Source organism: Vagococcus fluvialis bH819, from assembly GCF_900163795.1.
Lineage (GTDB): Bacteria > Bacillota > Bacilli > Lactobacillales > Vagococcaceae > Vagococcus > Vagococcus fluvialis_A.
In genome coordinates this window covers 13,162-29,896 of sequence record NZ_FWFD01000004.1, presented here as the reverse complement: position 1 = coordinate 29,896, position 16,735 = coordinate 13,162, and the positions used below count along the sequence as shown (strand labels likewise).

Here is a 16,735-nt window from a genome sequence, read left to right as displayed (position 1 = left end):
AAATACAGTGAATTTTATTGACATATCAATGAAATCACGATAATATGATAAATGGTATTGTTTGACCACAACATGGTGAGCCCCGGAAACTTATTATGTAATGCCCAAACAACGTAAAGAAAATATTGGAGGAAAAACACCCATGCGTACAACATATATGGCCAAAAATGGCGAAATTGATCGTAAGTGGTTTGTAGTAGACGCGACAGATATTCCTTTAGGTCGTCTATCTACAGTCGTAGCATCTATCTTACGCGGTAAAAATAAACCAACATTCACACCTCATGTAGACACTGGTGATTATGTTATTGTAATCAATGCAGACAAAGTAAAATTAACTGGTAAAAAAGCAAGTGACAAGATTTACTATCGTCACAGCCAACACCCAGGTGGTTTGAAATCAGTTACTGCTGGTGAATTACGTGACAAAAACTCTCGTCGTTTATTAGAAAACTCAATCAAAGGCATGTTACCAAAAAATACTTTAGGCCGCCAACAAGGTTCTAAATTATTCGTTTATGGTGAAGCTGAACACAAACATGAAGCACAACAACCAGAAGTATTAGATATCACTAACTTAATTTAAGGAGGGAATTTCATTGGCTAAAGTACAATATTTAGGCACAGGCCGTCGTAAAACATCTGTAGCTCGCGTACGCTTAGTACCCGGTACAGGTAAAATTATCATGAACAAAAAAGACATTGAAGAATATATTCCACATGCTGATTTACGTGAAGTAATCATGCAACCACTAGTATTAACAGAAACTAAAGGCGCATATGACGTATTAGTTAACGTTGACGGTGGAGGATATGCAGGACAAGCTGGGGCAACTCGCCACGGTATTTCTCGCGCTCTTTTACAAGTAGATCCAGATTTCCGTCCAGCTCTTAAACGTGCAGGATTGTTAACTCGTGATGCTCGTATGGTAGAACGTAAAAAACCAGGTCTTAAAAAAGCTCGTAAAGCATCACAATTCTCAAAACGTTAATTCGTTTATATACAGAATTTCAAGGCATCTTCCATTTGGAGGGTGTCTTTTTTTTGATGCTATATTTCTAATATTTGGGTGGCTTTTATAAATCTACCCAATAATTTGATTAAATGATATTTAAAAAATTTATCATAATTAAGTGGAATAATACTATTTAGTAGAATTAATAAAATTAAGAAATTTAATCCGCGAAACATCTTTTATTTCAAACATAGATCTTGTTGAAACACCTTTTATATGCGATCCTAAAGTAGCAGATAAAAAGTATAAGAGGTATGAAATGATGAAAAAAGAGATTAATGTTGTGGGAGCAATTATTATTAAAGATAAAAAGATCCTTTGTTGTCAAAGAGGTCCTGGGAGAGCTTTAGCGAATCTTTGGGAGTTTCCTGGTGGGAAGATAGAAGAGGATGAATTAAAAGTTCAAGCCTTAAAACGGGAGATTAAAGAAGAGCTAAAAATTCAAGTGGATATAGTGGAAGAAGAGTTTGCTTTTTGCCGGTATGAATATGATTTTGGTTATGTTAATTTAACGACGTTCATCTGTTATTCGAAGTCGGGTGAACCACAATTAACGGAGCATCTCCAAGTTAAGTGGTTAAAGGCAGAAGAACTAAATTCATTAGAATGGGCACCTGCTGATATTCCGACCGTAGACAAATTAATGAATGAGGAAATCGAGGAACTGTGAGATGGATTTATTAGAAACAGCGTTAAAAAGAGCTTTTATTAATAAGCTAGTTCCAAGTGATACGTTAAATCCTAAATTTATTGTCAACAATCCTAAGAAGAAGGATTTTTTATTAACAACGGTTCAAAATGATTTAGATAAGTGTCAGTCTTTTGTTATCTCCGTTGCTTTCATTACCCAAAGCGGGTTAAATGCGATTAAAGTTCAGTTGGCTGATTTGGAACAACGAGGCATTAAAGGACGTATCTTAACATCTACCTATTTAGGTTTTAATCAGCCAGAGGTTTTTGAGTCTTTATTGAAAATATCTAATGTTGATATTCGGATTTCAGATAAAGAAGGATTTCATGCTAAGGGTTATTTGTTTGATATGGGAGATTATCAGAGTTTTATTATTGGTAGTTCTAATTTAACTATGGCTGCTCTAAAACAAAATTATGAGTGGAACGTTAAGCTAACTTCTTATGACAATGGTGAGATGATTACCACAATTCAAGAGCACTTAGAAAATGAATGGCAGAGTGCTGAACCTTTAACAGATGATTGGATAACTAAATTTAAAAAGTCTTATCGTCCCATTATCAATTCTAAAATAATTAAACAAGAAAAAACAGTTTTAGATGAAGAATATGCTGCTTATATTACGCCTAATAAGATGCAGAAATCTGCTCTTAACAGTTTGAAAGACTTACGTAAAACAGGTGCTAGTAAAGGTTTGATTATTTCTGCGACTGGAACTGGGAAAACATATTTGGCAGCGTTAGATGCAGCATCTTATCAACCTAAAAGAATGTTGTTTATTGTCCATAGAGAGCAGATTCTAAAAAAAGCGAGGGCTTCATTCAAAAAAGTAATTGGTGGTGAGGATTCAGATTATGGTATTTTATCTGGTAACTCAAAAGAAATAGATGCTAAATACTTATTTGCCACTATCCAAACTATTTCGAAAGATAATTATCAAGAGCTTTTAGGCAAATCAGCTTTTGATTATATTTTAATAGATGAGGTGCATAAAGCAGGGGCTGAGACATATCAGAAAGTCATTGATTATTTTTCACCAGATTTTTTATTAGGAATGACCGCAACGCCTGAACGAACAGATGGCTTCAATATTTTTGAATTGTTTGATTATAATGTGGCATACGAAATTAGACTTCAAGAAGCGCTAGAAGAGGATATTTTATGTCCTTTCCATTACTTTGGAGTAACGGACTATGAGAAAAATGGTCTGCTAATTAATGAAACGTCAGAACTTAAATATTTAGTTAATCAGGAACGAATTGATTTTCTGATTCATAAAATTGATTACTATGGTTGTTCTGGAAATCAGGCAAAAGGTTTGGTTTTTTGTAGTAGAAAAGAAGAAGCCAAAGAATTAGCCGCACTTTTTAATCAGAGGGGTATTCCAAGTTCCTATCTTTCTGGAGATGATAAACTAGACGCTCGGGAATCTGAGATTGAGAAATTGGAACAAGGGAAAATTCATTATATTTTTACTGTGGATATTTTCAACGAGGGGATTGATATTCCTAAGGTGAACCAAGTTATTATGCTGAGAAATACAGAATCGAGTATTATTTTTATTCAGCAATTAGGGCGTGGCTTGCGCAAAGATGAATCCAAAGACTTTGTGACAGTGATTGATTTTATTGGGAACTATAGAAATAATTACATGATACCCATGGCGTTATCAGGGGATCATTCTAGAAATAAAAATAATTTAAGACGAGATACGATTGATGCTTCATATATTTCGGGTTTATCGGCAATTAATTTTGAAAAAATTGCCAAGGAACGAATTTTTTCATCGATTGATCAAGCTAAATTGGATTCCATGGTTGAGTTAAAGAGGAATTTTTATTTATTGAAAAATCGTTTGAATCAAGTGCCGTACTTATTAGATTTTGAAGAAGCAGGAAGTATTGATCCTTTACTGATTACTGGGAAAACTAAAACCTATTATCAATTTCTAGAAAAATTAGGAGAAACGGAAGGGGATATTTCTGATGAAGAATCACAGGCATTAAAATATGTTTCTTCAGAATTATTATCAGGCATTCGGCCACATGAATTACTCATTTTGGCGCATGTTTTAAAAATTAAAAAAGAAGGACTAACTATAAAGCAGATTGAGGAACTGTTTGTTGAGCAATCGATTTTTTATACACAGGGTATATTAGAATCTTCTCTGAAGGTTTTGGACTTATCATTTTATGAGTCAGGGCTGAGAAAAAGATATTTACCTTTTCAGATGTTTAAAGTTGAATCGGAAAAACTAATGATAACTGATAATTTTAAAGAGTATTTGAAAAATCCTTATTTTGTGAAATTGCTAGAGGATTTGATTTTAACAGGTTTAAAAAAATCAGAGAACTATGAAATAACTCAACCTCTGAACCTGTATAAAAAATACCGAAGAAAAGATGCGTTGCGTCAACTCAATATGACCTTTAAGCAAAATGAACAGGGAATTGGTGGCTACACATCGAGCAATAACCACTTTACAATCTTTGTGACATTAGACAAAGGAAAGGATTTTAAAGCGTCACTGATAGCGTATGAAGATGAATTTTTAGATGAGCGGACGTTTCGTTGGTTCACGAAAGCACCTAGAACATTGGAATCTAAGGAAGTAAAAGATATACGAGATTTAGACGATTTACATATCCATCTCTTTATTAAACGAAAGTACACTAATAAGGATAACGAAACAGACTTTTATTACATGGGTGAGATGAAACCAATTAAAGAATCGATTACTCAAAAGCAGAAACCAACCTCTGATGGAAAAATGAAGAATGTTGTGGAGATAGATTTTAAATTAGAGACAGCGGTGGAATCTAATATGTATGAGTTTTTGACTAAGGTACTAGAATAAATAATAAGCAAAATAAAAGAGCCAATCCTTTAAATTGAAAAGGATTAGCTCTTTTCCTATCTCCCTAAACCGCCATCTCAGCTGCCTTCTCTTGTTCTTCTTTCAGCAACTTATTATCATAAAATCTAATAAACGGTAACCAGATAAAGAAGGCTAAGATCGCACATAAAACTGCTAAAATAGCTGCTTTCCAGTCTCCACCACTGCCGACAAATGCTCCAACCCCAACTGGAGAAGGCCATGGCATTTGAGCCAACATTGGTTTAACGATTTCTAACTTAATAGCAAAATAAGCAAGTGAAGCAGAAGCCATTGGTGCTAAGAAGAAAGGTACTGCTAGATAAGGATTATAAACAATCGGCATACCGAAGATAATCGGTTCATTAATATTGAAAATACCAGGAACAAGAGATGCTTTTCCTAAAACTTTTAATTGGTCTGATTTTGCTAAAAAGGCAATAAAGATGATTAAACCAAGTGTGGCACCAGACCCACCAACCGTTACGTAAGAGTTGTTAAACTCACCAGCAAGTGGAATTGAAGCACCGTTTGCATTTGCTGCCATGTTAGCTAAAACAATCGGTGTTAAGAAAGAAGAGATAATGTTGGCACCATGAATACCGACGATCCAAAGGGCGTGAATTAAGAAGTAAATCACCATAACTCCTAGCCAAGTATTGGTTAGATTAGTAACAAATCCAAAAGGAATTGAGATAATTTTGAAAATATCTGTTCCCAAAGCTACTAAAGTTCCGTTAATAATCATTACGACAAAAGCAATTAGAAAAGTTGGAATTAGTGCTGTAAATGATCTAGAAACACCAGGTGGTACTACATCTGGCATTTTAATCACCCATTTTCTCTTAACACATAAAACGTAAAGTTCAACGGCAATATATGACATGATAATACCAGTAAAGATACCTGATGTTCCTAAACGTTCCACAAAGCCACCCATTCGAATCCCGTTAACCACTGTTTCCGCATCAGTGATACTTGAAATAAGAGAAATCTTACCATCGGACATAACAAGCTCTGGAATACACATGAAGAAGGCAAAAACTGCAAGTAGCGCACCAGTTAGTGGGTTGACGGCCACTTCTTGTTCGTCTCTTTCGATAGAAGTTAATTCATAAGCAAAAACAATAGCAAAATAAATAGATAAGATTCCCATAGTCATCGTATTAACAATCATGTACAAATCGCTAATTTTAAAGAATGTGGCATTGAAAAAACCTTCAAGAAACGGAAATGGTAACGGTAGAATATTTAAAACTAAGAACATTGAACCAACAATAGTAAACGGGATAGAGGCCATCCCAGCAGCCATAACAGATCTTACGACTTTTAATTGAGCAACTTTACTCATTGGACCCATTAAGTATTTTTGTAAAAAGTTAAACATTGTATTACTCCCTTCTTAAATACCCAGTAATTTTTCATATTTTTTAACACGGTCGTACTGTTTATCTTGATTTTGTTGGATTTTAGTTAGACGTTGAAGCATAATTAAAGATAAAATAACACCAACTAATAAAATAAAAATAGCAGAAAGTTTTCCTCCTTTGTCTTGATTCATAAAAAAGAAAAGCTCTTTAAAAATTGGGGTAAAACTTGTTGTTATTAAAACAAAGTTAGCTCCTAGTTGAATTTTATAGTATATTTTTGTTAGAGGAGCGTTACTTGTTGGTTCTCGGTACAATTTAATTTGTTCAATGATTGGTAACAACGAACTACCTAATAACAATAAAGGAATGATAAAACCAGAACTCTTTTGGTACAGCAAAAATACCATCCAATAGAGATTTGAAAAGAAAAAGACAGCAGTAGTATAACGAATCATCAGAAATCTGTTGTATGACATTACTTTAAGGCTCAGTTTCTTTTTGTTAAGTTCAACACTTTCTTCCATAACTAACTGCCCCTCCTTTTAGGTTCTTTCTTGATACAAAAATTCCATTTCTTTTGCGACTTCTAATAAAGTCATAGTGGTCATTAGGTGATCTTGAGCGTGAACCATGATGATTTCCATCTCAATTTTTTTCCCACCAGCATATTCTTTTAATAGCTTTGTTTGAGATTGATGAGCAATCAAAATGCTGTCATTAGCTCCTGTTAGTTTTTGATCTGCTGTTTCAAAATCTTTTTTTCTCATAGAAGCAAAAGCTTCATGTATAAGAGTTCTAGCGTTGCCGCTATTTAATATAATTTCAAAAGCAGTGACTTGTAGTTCTTCACTAGTAGTTATTCCTTCCACTTAATCGACCTCCTGTTGGTTTGCTATTTTGAGAAAATGATTCTGAAAGTTATTAAAGCTAGGATCGTTCAAAATAGCTTGTTGTGTGTCCAAATCATCGACAAGTTTGACGATGTTTTTTGTTAAATAAGTAATTCCTTCATTTTCAATGTAAGAAGGGGAAATCAGAAAAACAAATTGAATCTTATTATTTTGATTCCAATTTATCCCATTTGGAATAATCCCAACTGCCATTTTTGTTGTAATGCCTATAGGTTTTGCAGGATGAGGAACGACGATGCTCTCACTAAAAATAATTTGTCCCATATGTTCTCTTTGTTTTATTTGAACTATCATTTTCTCGATATAGTCGGGATCTTCATCTTGATTTAATTGTGTTAACAAATCTAATAAGACATCTTCTTTTGTGACTGGTTTTGTATAAACTGTAAAAAGCTTTTCTGAGAGATGTTCATCAACATAGTGGACACCTTCTTTATTTGTTAAGGAATGATGTGAGTTTTCATTAACAGATGTTCTAATATCAATTATTTTTGTTTCATTTTTGATTTTTTCAATGTCTTGGTTATTTAGAAAGACACTGACATGAATGACTGGTACTTTAAATAAAACTGAAGATAAATTAATTGATGAAATAATTAAATCAATGTTTGCTAAACTATTCTCATTTAGTTCGTAATAACCTAAAACATCCACCACATTCAGGCTGTTACTAAATTCATTATTTACCCGATTACGTAAGAGCTGAGCACTTCCGTAACCTGTGGCACAAATAATAAGTACCTGTAATTTACGAGTGTTTTTATTTTTTTCAATTGCAGCCATTATATGGAGTGAGAGGTATGCCCATTCATCTTCATTAATTGAATAAGAGTCAAAAATTTTCATAGGTTTCATATGCTTTTTAGTCAATTCAAAAGCTTCAGGATAATTTTTTTTGATATCTTCTCTTAAAGGGTTTTTTAAACTAATATTTTTGTCTAATCGGACTAACATAGGTTTAATGTGTTCCAATAGTCCGTTATAAAGCTGATAGTCGTCCATTAAATTAATGCCAATGTCTAAAGACAATTCTTGAATCATTTGTATGAGTGAATGATGAACTTTTTTATTTTTACGCTTAGAAGTTTGATTAGACTTAGCCATCAAATGGAGAGTGAGGTAACCAATTTCTTCTTTTGGAAATTGAATGTCTAAATTTGCTTCTACTCGCCTCATAATCTTAGTAGCAACTTTATATTCCTTTTGATTGGTTTCATCTATGTTAATACCTGAATTTGTTAATTCAAAGCCTTCCTTAATTCGTTTAATCGCAAGAGAAAGGTGTAACACTAGATTTTGAATGATAACATCTGATAGTTTTAATCGCTCTTCTCTGGACTCATCAAGAATAATAATCGTTAATTCTTCAAAGGTGATATCTGTAAAAAGATCACTATTACTAATATGTTCTTTTAATGGATTTCGATAGTTTTTACCAAAAAAATTATCCATAATGAAATGTCTTTTTTCTTGTTCAAGACCTTCAACCCAGAAACCGGTACCAGATTTGGTTTGAATGATAAGATGATAATCTTTCAAGCGGTCACGAATTTCATTCACATCTTTAGTGACACTTGATTGGCTAATGAAAAGTCGTTCTGATAAACCTTCAAAAGTTAAAATAGCATCTTCTAGTAATAATTTATTTAAAATATAATTTTGTCGATCCTCAATTTCCATGACTTGGGGGCGATCACCTCGAAGAATAGATCCAACTTTTTGTTGTTTTAAAAATAAATCAAAAGTTCCACGTTGTTTTATTTCAAGCTGATAACCGTGGCCTGTTTTCGAATGGATCATGGCACCATGGTCTATAACAGTGGGTTTTAATTTATTAATATACGTTCGAATGGTTCGGTCGGATAAAGAAAATTCTTCAGCAAGTTCTTGGCTAGTGATGTAGTTACTTTGGTTTTCCAATAAGTATTTGATAATATTTTGTTCCTTTTGATTCATCAAATACACCATTTTTTCTACAGACTCTCTTCGATAAGATCAGCCATTTTTTGAATTCCTGTTGGTATAGGAACATAGGCTTGGAAAGGAATACTGACAACGGGTTTATTCACGTTGTCTCCTAATTTTTTAAACTTATCGAAAAACATGGTTGTTTGAGGACTAATCAGAAATAAATCAAAATCACTATTTTTAATCATTTTGTCACCTTCTGTCGCTGAGACAGCATCGACTTCAATTTCAAGTCCTTTATCTTTAAAGTAAGTCGTTGTTTTTGATGCCATCATTGAAGATGACATTCCCGCTGCGCAAATAATTAATGCTTTTTTCATGTGTGTTTCCTCCTAATTATAGTTGTTCGCCATTACTTTGAATGACTTGTTGATACCAATAAAATGATTCTTTTCTACTACGTTCTAATGTCCCTTGTCCTTGATTGTCTTTATCAACAAAAATGAAACCATAGCGTTTTTCCATTTCTCCTGTCCCTGCCGAGACTAAGTCAATACAACCCCAAGGCGTGTAGCCCATTAAATCAACGCCATCTTCAATCACTGCTAAGCGCATTTGCTCAATATGAGCTTTTAGATAATTGATTCGATAAGTGTCATGAATAGTCCCGTCAGCTTCCTTTTTATCGTAAGCCCCAAAGCCATTTTCAACAATGAAGAGTGGCAAGCGGTAAACGTCGGTTAACCAATTCAAAATATATCTAAGACCAACTGGATCAATTTGCCAACCCCAATCTGATCTTTCCACAAATTCATTTTTAATCAAATCTTTTGTCTCATCGTAATCATAATAAGTATTGTCAGGACGGTGTTTGGTGGCGTGAGACATATAGTAACTAAGACCGATATAATCAACCGTTCCTTTTTTTAGCTCTGCCAAGTCTTCTTCTGTGATATCTAAAGTGATTTTATTTCTCTTCCAGTAATTGAGAATATGATTTGGATAACTACCGAAAACATGCACATCGGCAAAGTAATAACGTTTTTCCATAATTTTTAATGCCATTAAGTTATTTTTAGGTTGGCAATTTTCAGGATAAACAGGGGACATCGCCATCATACAACCAATTTCAAAATTAGGATTAATCGTTTTTCCAATTTGAACTGCTTTGGCACTTGCGACTAATTCATAATGAGCGGCTTGATACATGACCGCTTCCCGGTTTTCTCCTGGTTGATAAAAAATACCTGAATTTGTAAAGGGGGCAAAATCTTCATTGAAGTTAGCTTGATTGTTAATTTCATTAAACGTCATCCAGTACTTAACTTTTGATTGATAGCGTGTGAAACACGTTTCAGCAAAATTAACAAAAAAATCAATGAGTTTTCGGTTTCTAAAGCCACCATACTCTGTCACGAGATGATAAGGCATTTCAAAATGAGATAGTGTGACAATCGGTTCGATATTATATTTTAGACACTCATCGAATAAGTCATCATAAAATTGTAAACCAGCTTCATTTGGTTCGTGCTCATCTCCTTTAGGAAAAATTCGTGTCCAAGCAATGGAAGTCCTAAAACATTTAAAGCCCATTTCCGCAAATAATTTGATGTCTTCTTTATAGTGATGGTAAAAATCAATGGCTTCGTGATTAGGATAATACTCGAAATCTAGAACACCCTCTGTAATAGATCGATAGCTAGTTGTACTACCAACAGTCATAACATCTGCCACGCTAGGACCTTTGCCATCAACATTCCAAGCACCTTCTAATTGGTGAGCCGCTACAGCGCCACCCCATAAAAAATTGTTTGGTAATTTATTTGTCATTTTATCACTCCTGTTTTTTTATTTGACTTTATTATATGTTGTTAGCGTTTTCTTATCAAAATTTAATTTTCCTTAGGATTAAGGAAATAAAATATTTTTTATCAAGGAACATAATAATCAATAATAGAAGGATTATTATGTTAAAATGGGAAGAATACAATTTTGATTCCGAAAGTTAAACGAAAGAGTGATAAATAATGGCAGAAAAAACAGCAAAAGAAAAAATGTTAGACTTGATTAAAAACAAGCAATCAGGCGGACGTTCTAAAACAATGGCTGATCCTAAAAATGACGTAAAGAACATGCGTAAAGGTCCAAAGATTTTTAATTAATACAATGAAGCATCTTTCACTAAGTTGGAGGGTGTTTTTTTGTTGAGTTTATTTTTCTAAACCATGAGATATGATGATAATAATAAGAGGAGTACATTTTTATGAATGATTATTTAAGTGATATTTTTGAAAATATAGGAATTGATGAATCTATTAAGGAAGTAGAACTGAATTTACCGATAGCTTATCAAAAAAAATACATACTAGCAGAAATTAATTTCGATAATGAGTCGTAGTTTTCGGTGATAGCCGCTTAAAAAAATTAAACGGTGTCACAAATCCAATATTATGTAGTATCGCAGAAGAAATTAGTAAAACAAGTGAAGTTGCTTATCAGGAAGGTTTTTTAGAAGTATTGATTGAGCAGATAAAAAATTATTATTTATTATAAATAGAGGAAAATAAAACTGTAAGTGACACCCGATTTTCAATATATTATAACTCAAAAAACACCTCCTAATTATTTGAAAGGTGTTTTTTCGTTGTTTCGTTAAGCGTCATTTTCAATGTTTTTATTGAAATTACTGCTTATTTTAGTATATAGTGAACAATATAATACAATTAGGGAAGTTAGCTAAAAAATTGGAGGTGCCAACATGTCGACAAGTCATTTATTTAAAAAAGCCACAAAAGAATTTTTTTCAAACTGTGTCAATTATTTGATTCTATTTTTTAGTATAAATATTATGCTGTTTCTAGCAGTGACTCTATTTGATTTTTTAGCTTCATTGATTTTACAATCACAGGAAATTCCGTATATTTCTTATACTAATTTAAATGTGTTTCTCCATAAACCATTAGCCATTATTGGTTTGCTACTGTTATTAGGTATTTTAATTTTAACGATTTTTTTTCAATTTGCTTATTTGTTATTGGGGGTTAGGCAGATTTATCAGCGTCATTTTAATTTAGTGGAACTATTAAAAGAAAGTTGGGTAATTCTTCGGAAACAAACGGTAGGCTCATTTCTTTTTTTTCTCTTTTATTTTATGTTGATTTTGCCTTTTTCTCATGAAATATTTAATACTCAGCTATTGAACAAAGTGGTCATTCCCGTTTTTATTATGGATTTTATTGAAACTAATGTACTGTATGCGGTGCTACTAGGAATGGCTGGTATGATTGTTGGTTATATAGCTATTCGTTGGCTTTTTATTCTTCCGCTTGTTATCTTAGGTGAATTACCAACAAAAATAGCGGTTCAGCAGAGTTTGGCTTTAACTAAGCATAAATTTTGGCATTTTATGTGGCGAATGTTTGTGCTAGGTTTTATTAGTATGGCTCTTAAATACGTTGTTTTTATAATGATTTGCATACTACAAGCAGGATTAGATCAATTAGCAAATCCCTATCCGTTAATTGGTGCGATGATTAATTTATCTTTAGTTCAACTGATTAATGTTATTGGAGGCGCTTGGACTAGTGTTTTACTGCTGTTTTTATTATTAACTAATCCAGAAATTATTCCTTTCATGGGGTATGGAGAAAAAATAAAACCTCGACGAGTGGCCCCACGTTGGTTTAATCGAATGAACCTAACGATTCTAGTTGGAACAGGATTAATGGTTCTATTATTTAATGTATTGTATCTTAATGGGATGACACAACAAACACCCAAAATAATTTCACATCGTGGCGTAGATAGTTTGGAAAATCCTAATGGCGTTCAGAATACGATTCCAGCACTAAAAGAAACAATGAAATTGAAACCAGATTACGTAGAAATGGATATTCAAGAAACAAAAGAAGGACAATTTGTGACGATGCATGATCCAGATTTGAAAAATCTGACTGGTGTTGATGGGGCACCGCAACAATATACTTTGGATGAGCTAACACAACTGACAGTTAAAGAAAAAGGTTTGGAAGCTAAAGTAGCTAGTTTTGATGAGTATTTATCCACTGCTAATTTAGGTAAGCAAAAATTATTGATTGAAATCAAAGCGTCTAAGCTGGATTCTTCAGAGATGATGACTAATTTTATTGAAAAATATAAAGCTGATATTTTAAAAAATCATCATGAAGTACAATCTTTGGATTATAACGTGGTGACATTTTTAAAAAGCAAAGCACCAGAGATACCTGTTTCTTACATCTTGTCATATAATTTTGTTTTCCCAAACACTAAATCCAATACGTATACAATGGAATCTACAACGTTAAATGATACGTTTATATTAAAGGCTCATGCCACTAAACGAAGGGTTTACGCTTGGACTATCAATGATACAGAGACAATGGATAAGATGATGTTTTTAGATGTCGATGGCATAATTACGGATGAATTGACTGTATTAAAACAAGAAATTAAAGAATTTCAAAACTCGCCTAATTACGCTAACCGGATTATGAATTATATTTCTGTTATACCAGATGATTTGTGAGAATGAATGTTTAATCATATCTAACTCTCAAAGTACTGTAATATTGTACTTTGGGAGTTTTTTTCTTTTAAAAATTCTCTAGATATTCCTTTTTCCTCGACAATATTCCTTTGGTGTCAAACCCACATATTTTTTAAAAACCTTAATAAAATAGCTGACATCTGTAAAATTTAATAAAGAACTAATCGTACTCATATCATACTGGTTGAAAGCAAGGAGTCGTTTACTTTCTTCTATTTTTTGCTTCATGACATATTGATTCAGAGAGAGACCAACTTCTTGTTTAAATAAAGCAGATAGATGCGGAACGGAGTAGTTAGCGTAATCAGCAATCATTGGAACCGACAGTTTAGTATAAGTATTTTTTTGGATAAACTCACAGGTTTTTTTTATAGTAGGCGAGTAATTAATATGCTGGTATTTGATGACTTCTTTGGTAAAGAGCAACATGATATCTAATTCTGGGGGTTCATCTTTTTTAAAAAAACTCTTTTTTTCGATTTCTTGGATTATTTTATCACTAAGAGTATAGGCTCGCTCACTAGGAACACCCCCACGAATAGCGTATCTGGTTGATACGGCAACAGTGACAATCAAAATATTTTTTTTATTTCGTAGTTTTGATTCTGTAGATAACTTACCAAGTTGTGAGTATTTTTGAAAAGAATAAAAACGGCTAATCAGCCTTTCTTGATTGCCATTCATTAGTTCTAAAAAGAGAGCTTCTTCACTTTCGTAATCATGGTGATAAATTTCTTGCTCGATTTTCTGGCTAATTATTTTATCAATGACACTTTCTTTTAAATAAAGAATATTTTGATTAATTGAGAGAATTTCTTTTTTTGAAAAGGGACGTTCGGTTACGAATAAATGAATCATTTCTGCTATTTTAAGTAATTGATCATTATAATAGATGACCCGATTAATCTCATCATCGATGAATAGAAGTAATAATTGCGCTTCATCGGTCATATTATAAGCCATGAGCAGTAGGTGTTGTTCTTTTAGATAATAATTAAAAATCGTCGTCGTTGGTTTTAAAAGTTCCGTTAGTTGTTTATCAGACAAAGTGATATCAGTTAAATTTTTTTGTGAGATAGTTTCTTGAGTTTTCTTATTGATTAAAAGATAAGAAAAGTTAGTGATTTCTGTTAAATGTTTTAAAAAATAAGTTAAAGGTTTCATTTTGTCACTCCTTACATATAAAAATACTATTAATCAGTTAAAATTACTATAATGTTAATCGTATAAAAAGTAAAATATAATTGTAAGCGCTGTAATAAATGTGGGAGGAATTAGTATGACACAATCGACTCATTATTTAAGTATTGATATTGGAGGGACCTTTATCAAGCATGCTTTAATTAACCGAAGTGGCCAAATAGTTTTTGTAAAAAAAGAGGCTACACCTGAAAATTTAGCGGATTTTAAAGTAGTATTAACGATGATTTTAAAACAATATGATAATCAAATAAAAGCTGTAGCAGTTAGTTGTCCAGGGAAAATCGATTCTGAAGAAGGTGTTATCTATCATGGAGGAGCACTGACTTTCTTACATGAATTTCCTTTGAAAGCATTTATCGAAAAAGAAATGAAATTGCCCTGTAGTGTGATGAATGATGGAAAATCAGCTGCCCTTGCTGAATTATGGTTAGGGCAATTAAAAAATATTTCGAATGGTGGCGTCATGACCTTAGGAACTGGCGTTGGAGGTGGGTTGATATTGAATGGCTCACTTCACTCTGGAGCTCATTTTCAAGCTGGGGAATTTAGTATGCTCATGATGGCAACAGAATACCCAGTGGATTTAGGAACCATTGGAGGAGCAAAAGGTTCGGCAGTAAGATTTATTAGACAAGCAACAGAAAAACTTAGTTTGGACGATCGATTAGACGGGCGTCGTGTATTTGAAGCCCTAGAAACAAAGAATGAACTAATCTATCCATTATTCGAAACCTATTGTCGAGATGTTGCCTTCATTATGATGAATGTCCAAGCAGTCGTGGATTTAGAAAAAATAGCGATTGGTGGTGGCATTAGTGCTCAACCGTTACTGATTGAAGAAATTAAAAGACAACACCAACAAATATTAGCATCATTTCCAATTTTTTCAAGTATGATCCCACCTGTTGAAATTGTTCCATGTCATTTTAGAAATGAAGCGGGATTATTGGGTGCGTTATATCATTTATTAGAAGAAATAGAATGAAATGAAACAACGAACTAGGAGGTTTATGAGATGACAAGAAAATATGATATAACACTAGTTGATAAAATTAAAGAAAAACAATATCAAATGACACGTCGTGATGTGGCAGTTACAGTCAAACCAATTCCAGATTGTGATATCACAGGGGCAATGGACCCAAGACTTTATCAAACACAGAAAAAAATAAGCTTACTTATGAAATTTATGCCCAAGAGTTTAATGAAATTTGATGCCAGTCCAAAATCAATTAAGCGTCTTAGAAAAATGTTTAATAATGTAGATGCGACACCGATTGTAGAAGAAACAATAGATGAGTTTAATTTTACTGTGAAAGCAGAAGACGGATATGAAATTCCTATGATTCGGTTTCAAACAGAAACACCAATAGAAAATTCTCCTGTTCTTTATTTTATCCATGGTGGTGGCTTCTTTGCGGGTAGTATTGATGTGATTCGTGAGGCACTTCGCTTATTTGTTAGCCAAACTAATATGATAGCGGTAAGTATTGATTACCGACTAGCCCCTGAAAATCCTTATCCAACTGGTCATAAAGATTGTTACTCTGGTTTGAGGTGGTTAGCAGATAATGCCAAGGAGTGGGGGGCTGATCCGCAAAGTATTTTTGTGGCAGGTGACAGTGCCGGTGGTAATTTGACGGCTTATTGTAGCAATCGTGACATTGAAGAAAATCGTCAAGATGTCTGTGGTCAGATTTTATTATATCCAACGCTTAATATGGGGGAAATCAAGGATCAATATACAGAATTTGATATTACTCGAGATGTAATGATGTATAAAAAACATGAAAATGTGATCCGCCCGACAATTGAAATTTTTTCAGGTATGACAAGTGGTTTATCAGAAATTCTAGGAACAGATAATGTACTGAATAAATACTTAACACCTTACATGTCGGTCAGTGAAAAAATGCCGCCAACTATGATTACATCAGGGGAACATGATTTTCTGACATTTGAAAGTTTAGCTTATGCAAAAAAATTAGTCGATTTAGGTGTGAATACGACAGTGACAATTTATAATGGAATGGGTCATGCTTATATTGATCAAATTGGGAATTTTCCGCAAGCAGAAGATTGTATCTATGATATGATTGATTTTGTTAAAAAAAATAGGCGATAGTGATTTATAAAATAGACATTAAAGACTTGAAGAAGTAGTTTTAAATAACTATTTTTTCAAGTTTTTTTA

General features: G+C 33.1%; 16 protein-coding genes. 9 read left to right on the top strand and 7 right to left on the bottom strand.

Annotated features, from left to right (window positions below; genetic code table 11):
* Positions 1 to 142 precede the first annotated feature (142 nt).
* The 4 genes from rplM (at position 143) to FM121_RS02075 (ending at position 4,564) form a co-directional block, all read left to right on the top strand.
* On the top strand, positions 143 to 586 hold the full coding sequence (gene rplM / locus FM121_RS02090) for a 50S ribosomal protein L13 (RefSeq protein ID WP_086950497.1): 444 nt from the start codon (positions 143 to 145) through the stop codon (positions 584 to 586).
* A gap of 13 nt (positions 587 to 599) precedes the next feature.
* Complete coding sequence (gene rpsI, locus FM121_RS02085; RefSeq protein ID WP_086950496.1) at positions 600 to 992, top strand: 30S ribosomal protein S9; 393 nt, start codon at positions 600 to 602, stop codon at positions 990 to 992.
* A gap of 286 nt (positions 993 to 1,278) precedes the next feature.
* The gene (locus tag FM121_RS02080) at positions 1,279 to 1,686 is read left to right on the top strand and encodes a (deoxy)nucleoside triphosphate pyrophosphohydrolase (RefSeq protein ID WP_086950537.1); all 408 of its coding nucleotides are present in this window, start codon (positions 1,279 to 1,281) and stop codon (positions 1,684 to 1,686) included.
* 1 nt (position 1,687) lies between these two features.
* A complete protein-coding gene (locus FM121_RS02075; RefSeq protein WP_086950495.1) occupies positions 1,688 to 4,564 on the top strand; it encodes a DUF3427 domain-containing protein in 2,877 nt (958 codons plus the stop codon).
* A 64-nt stretch (positions 4,565 to 4,628) separates the two neighbouring features.
* Here the strand turns inward: FM121_RS02075 and celB are convergent, their stop codons facing one another.
* The 6 genes from celB to FM121_RS02045 are packed head-to-tail and all read right to left on the bottom strand — an operon-like array spanning position 4,629 to position 10,601.
* Positions 4,629 to 5,969 (bottom strand): PTS cellobiose transporter subunit IIC, encoded by a 1,341-nt coding sequence (gene celB / locus FM121_RS02070; RefSeq protein ID WP_086950494.1) that lies wholly within the window; start codon positions 5,967 to 5,969, stop codon positions 4,629 to 4,631.
* 15 nt (positions 5,970 to 5,984) lie between these two features.
* Positions 5,985 to 6,476, bottom strand: a complete 492-nt coding sequence (locus FM121_RS02065) for a hypothetical protein (protein WP_086950493.1) — start codon at positions 6,474 to 6,476, stop codon at positions 5,985 to 5,987.
* Positions 6,477 to 6,494: 18 nt separating this feature from the next.
* Positions 6,495 to 6,821, bottom strand: coding sequence for a PTS cellobiose transporter subunit IIA (locus tag FM121_RS02060; RefSeq protein WP_086950492.1), 327 nt, complete (start codon positions 6,819 to 6,821; stop codon positions 6,495 to 6,497).
* Positions 6,822 to 8,819 (bottom strand): BglG family transcription antiterminator, encoded by a 1,998-nt coding sequence (locus tag FM121_RS02055; RefSeq protein WP_086950536.1) that lies wholly within the window; start codon positions 8,817 to 8,819, stop codon positions 6,822 to 6,824. It abuts the gene before it with no gap.
* 17 nt (positions 8,820 to 8,836) lie between these two features.
* Positions 8,837 to 9,151: a PTS cellobiose transporter subunit IIB gene (locus FM121_RS02050; protein ID WP_086950491.1), complete on the bottom strand. Its 315-nt coding sequence runs from the start codon at positions 9,149 to 9,151 to the stop codon at positions 8,837 to 8,839.
* 16 nt (positions 9,152 to 9,167) lie between these two features.
* Complete coding sequence (locus tag FM121_RS02045) at positions 9,168 to 10,601, bottom strand: 6-phospho-beta-glucosidase (protein ID WP_086950490.1); 1,434 nt, start codon at positions 10,599 to 10,601, stop codon at positions 9,168 to 9,170.
* 197 nt (positions 10,602 to 10,798) lie between these two features.
* On the opposite strand from FM121_RS02045, the gene FM121_RS14615 reads away from it, so the two are divergent.
* From FM121_RS14615 to FM121_RS02040, 3 genes are all read left to right on the top strand, one after another.
* Entirely contained in the window at positions 10,799 to 10,933 is a 135-nt protein-coding gene (locus FM121_RS14615; RefSeq protein WP_256958396.1) for a hypothetical protein, read from the top strand.
* Positions 10,934 to 11,034: 101 nt separating this feature from the next.
* Entirely contained in the window at positions 11,035 to 11,169 is a 135-nt protein-coding gene (locus FM121_RS14610) for a hypothetical protein (protein WP_256958395.1), read from the top strand.
* A gap of 360 nt (positions 11,170 to 11,529) precedes the next feature.
* Complete coding sequence (locus tag FM121_RS02040; protein ID WP_086950489.1) at positions 11,530 to 13,317, top strand: glycerophosphoryl diester phosphodiesterase membrane domain-containing protein; 1,788 nt, start codon at positions 11,530 to 11,532, stop codon at positions 13,315 to 13,317.
* Positions 13,318 to 13,395: 78 nt separating this feature from the next.
* Here the strand turns inward: FM121_RS02040 and FM121_RS02035 are convergent, their stop codons facing one another.
* A complete protein-coding gene (locus FM121_RS02035; protein WP_086950488.1) occupies positions 13,396 to 14,502 on the bottom strand; it encodes a helix-turn-helix domain-containing protein in 1,107 nt (368 codons plus the stop codon).
* Positions 14,503 to 14,617: 115 nt separating this feature from the next.
* Here FM121_RS02035 and FM121_RS02030 point away from each other — a divergent pair, with 115 nt between their 5' ends.
* Both FM121_RS02030 and FM121_RS02025 read left to right on the top strand, forming a co-directional pair.
* Positions 14,618 to 15,526 carry an ROK family protein gene (locus FM121_RS02030; RefSeq protein WP_086950487.1) on the top strand — a complete coding sequence of 303 codons (909 nt, stop codon included), beginning with the start codon at positions 14,618 to 14,620 and terminating at the stop codon, positions 15,524 to 15,526.
* 30 nt (positions 15,527 to 15,556) lie between these two features.
* Positions 15,557 to 16,666: an alpha/beta hydrolase gene (locus FM121_RS02025; RefSeq protein ID WP_086950486.1), complete on the top strand. Its 1,110-nt coding sequence runs from the start codon at positions 15,557 to 15,559 to the stop codon at positions 16,664 to 16,666.
* Positions 16,667 to 16,735 lie beyond the last annotated feature (69 nt).

Coding starts and splice junctions, on each gene's coding strand:
- FM121_RS02065 (WP_086950493.1), bottom strand. CDS start 6,476: ATGGAAGAAAGTGTTGAACTTAACAAAAAGAAACTGAGCCTTAAAGTA.
- FM121_RS02035 (WP_086950488.1), bottom strand. CDS start 14,502: ATGAAACCTTTAACTTATTTTTTAAAACATTTAACAGAAATCACTAAC.
- celB (WP_086950494.1), bottom strand. CDS start 5,969: ATGTTTAACTTTTTACAAAAATACTTAATGGGTCCAATGAGTAAAGTT.
- rplM (WP_086950497.1), top strand. CDS start 143: ATGCGTACAACATATATGGCCAAAAATGGCGAAATTGATCGTAAGTGG.
- FM121_RS02045 (WP_086950490.1), bottom strand. CDS start 10,601: ATGACAAATAAATTACCAAACAATTTTTTATGGGGTGGCGCTGTAGCG.
- FM121_RS14615 (WP_256958396.1), top strand. CDS start 10,799: ATGGCAGAAAAAACAGCAAAAGAAAAAATGTTAGACTTGATTAAAAAC.
- FM121_RS02050 (WP_086950491.1), bottom strand. CDS start 9,151: ATGAAAAAAGCATTAATTATTTGCGCAGCGGGAATGTCATCTTCAATG.
- FM121_RS14610 (WP_256958395.1), top strand. CDS start 11,035: ATGAATGATTATTTAAGTGATATTTTTGAAAATATAGGAATTGATGAA.
- FM121_RS02030 (WP_086950487.1), top strand. CDS start 14,618: ATGACACAATCGACTCATTATTTAAGTATTGATATTGGAGGGACCTTT.
- FM121_RS02025 (WP_086950486.1), top strand. CDS start 15,557: ATGACAAGAAAATATGATATAACACTAGTTGATAAAATTAAAGAAAAA.
- FM121_RS02055 (WP_086950536.1), bottom strand. CDS start 8,819: ATGAATCAAAAGGAACAAAATATTATCAAATACTTATTGGAAAACCAA.
- FM121_RS02080 (WP_086950537.1), top strand. CDS start 1,279: ATGAAAAAAGAGATTAATGTTGTGGGAGCAATTATTATTAAAGATAAA.
- FM121_RS02075 (WP_086950495.1), top strand. CDS start 1,688: ATGGATTTATTAGAAACAGCGTTAAAAAGAGCTTTTATTAATAAGCTA.
- FM121_RS02040 (WP_086950489.1), top strand. CDS start 11,530: ATGTCGACAAGTCATTTATTTAAAAAAGCCACAAAAGAATTTTTTTCA.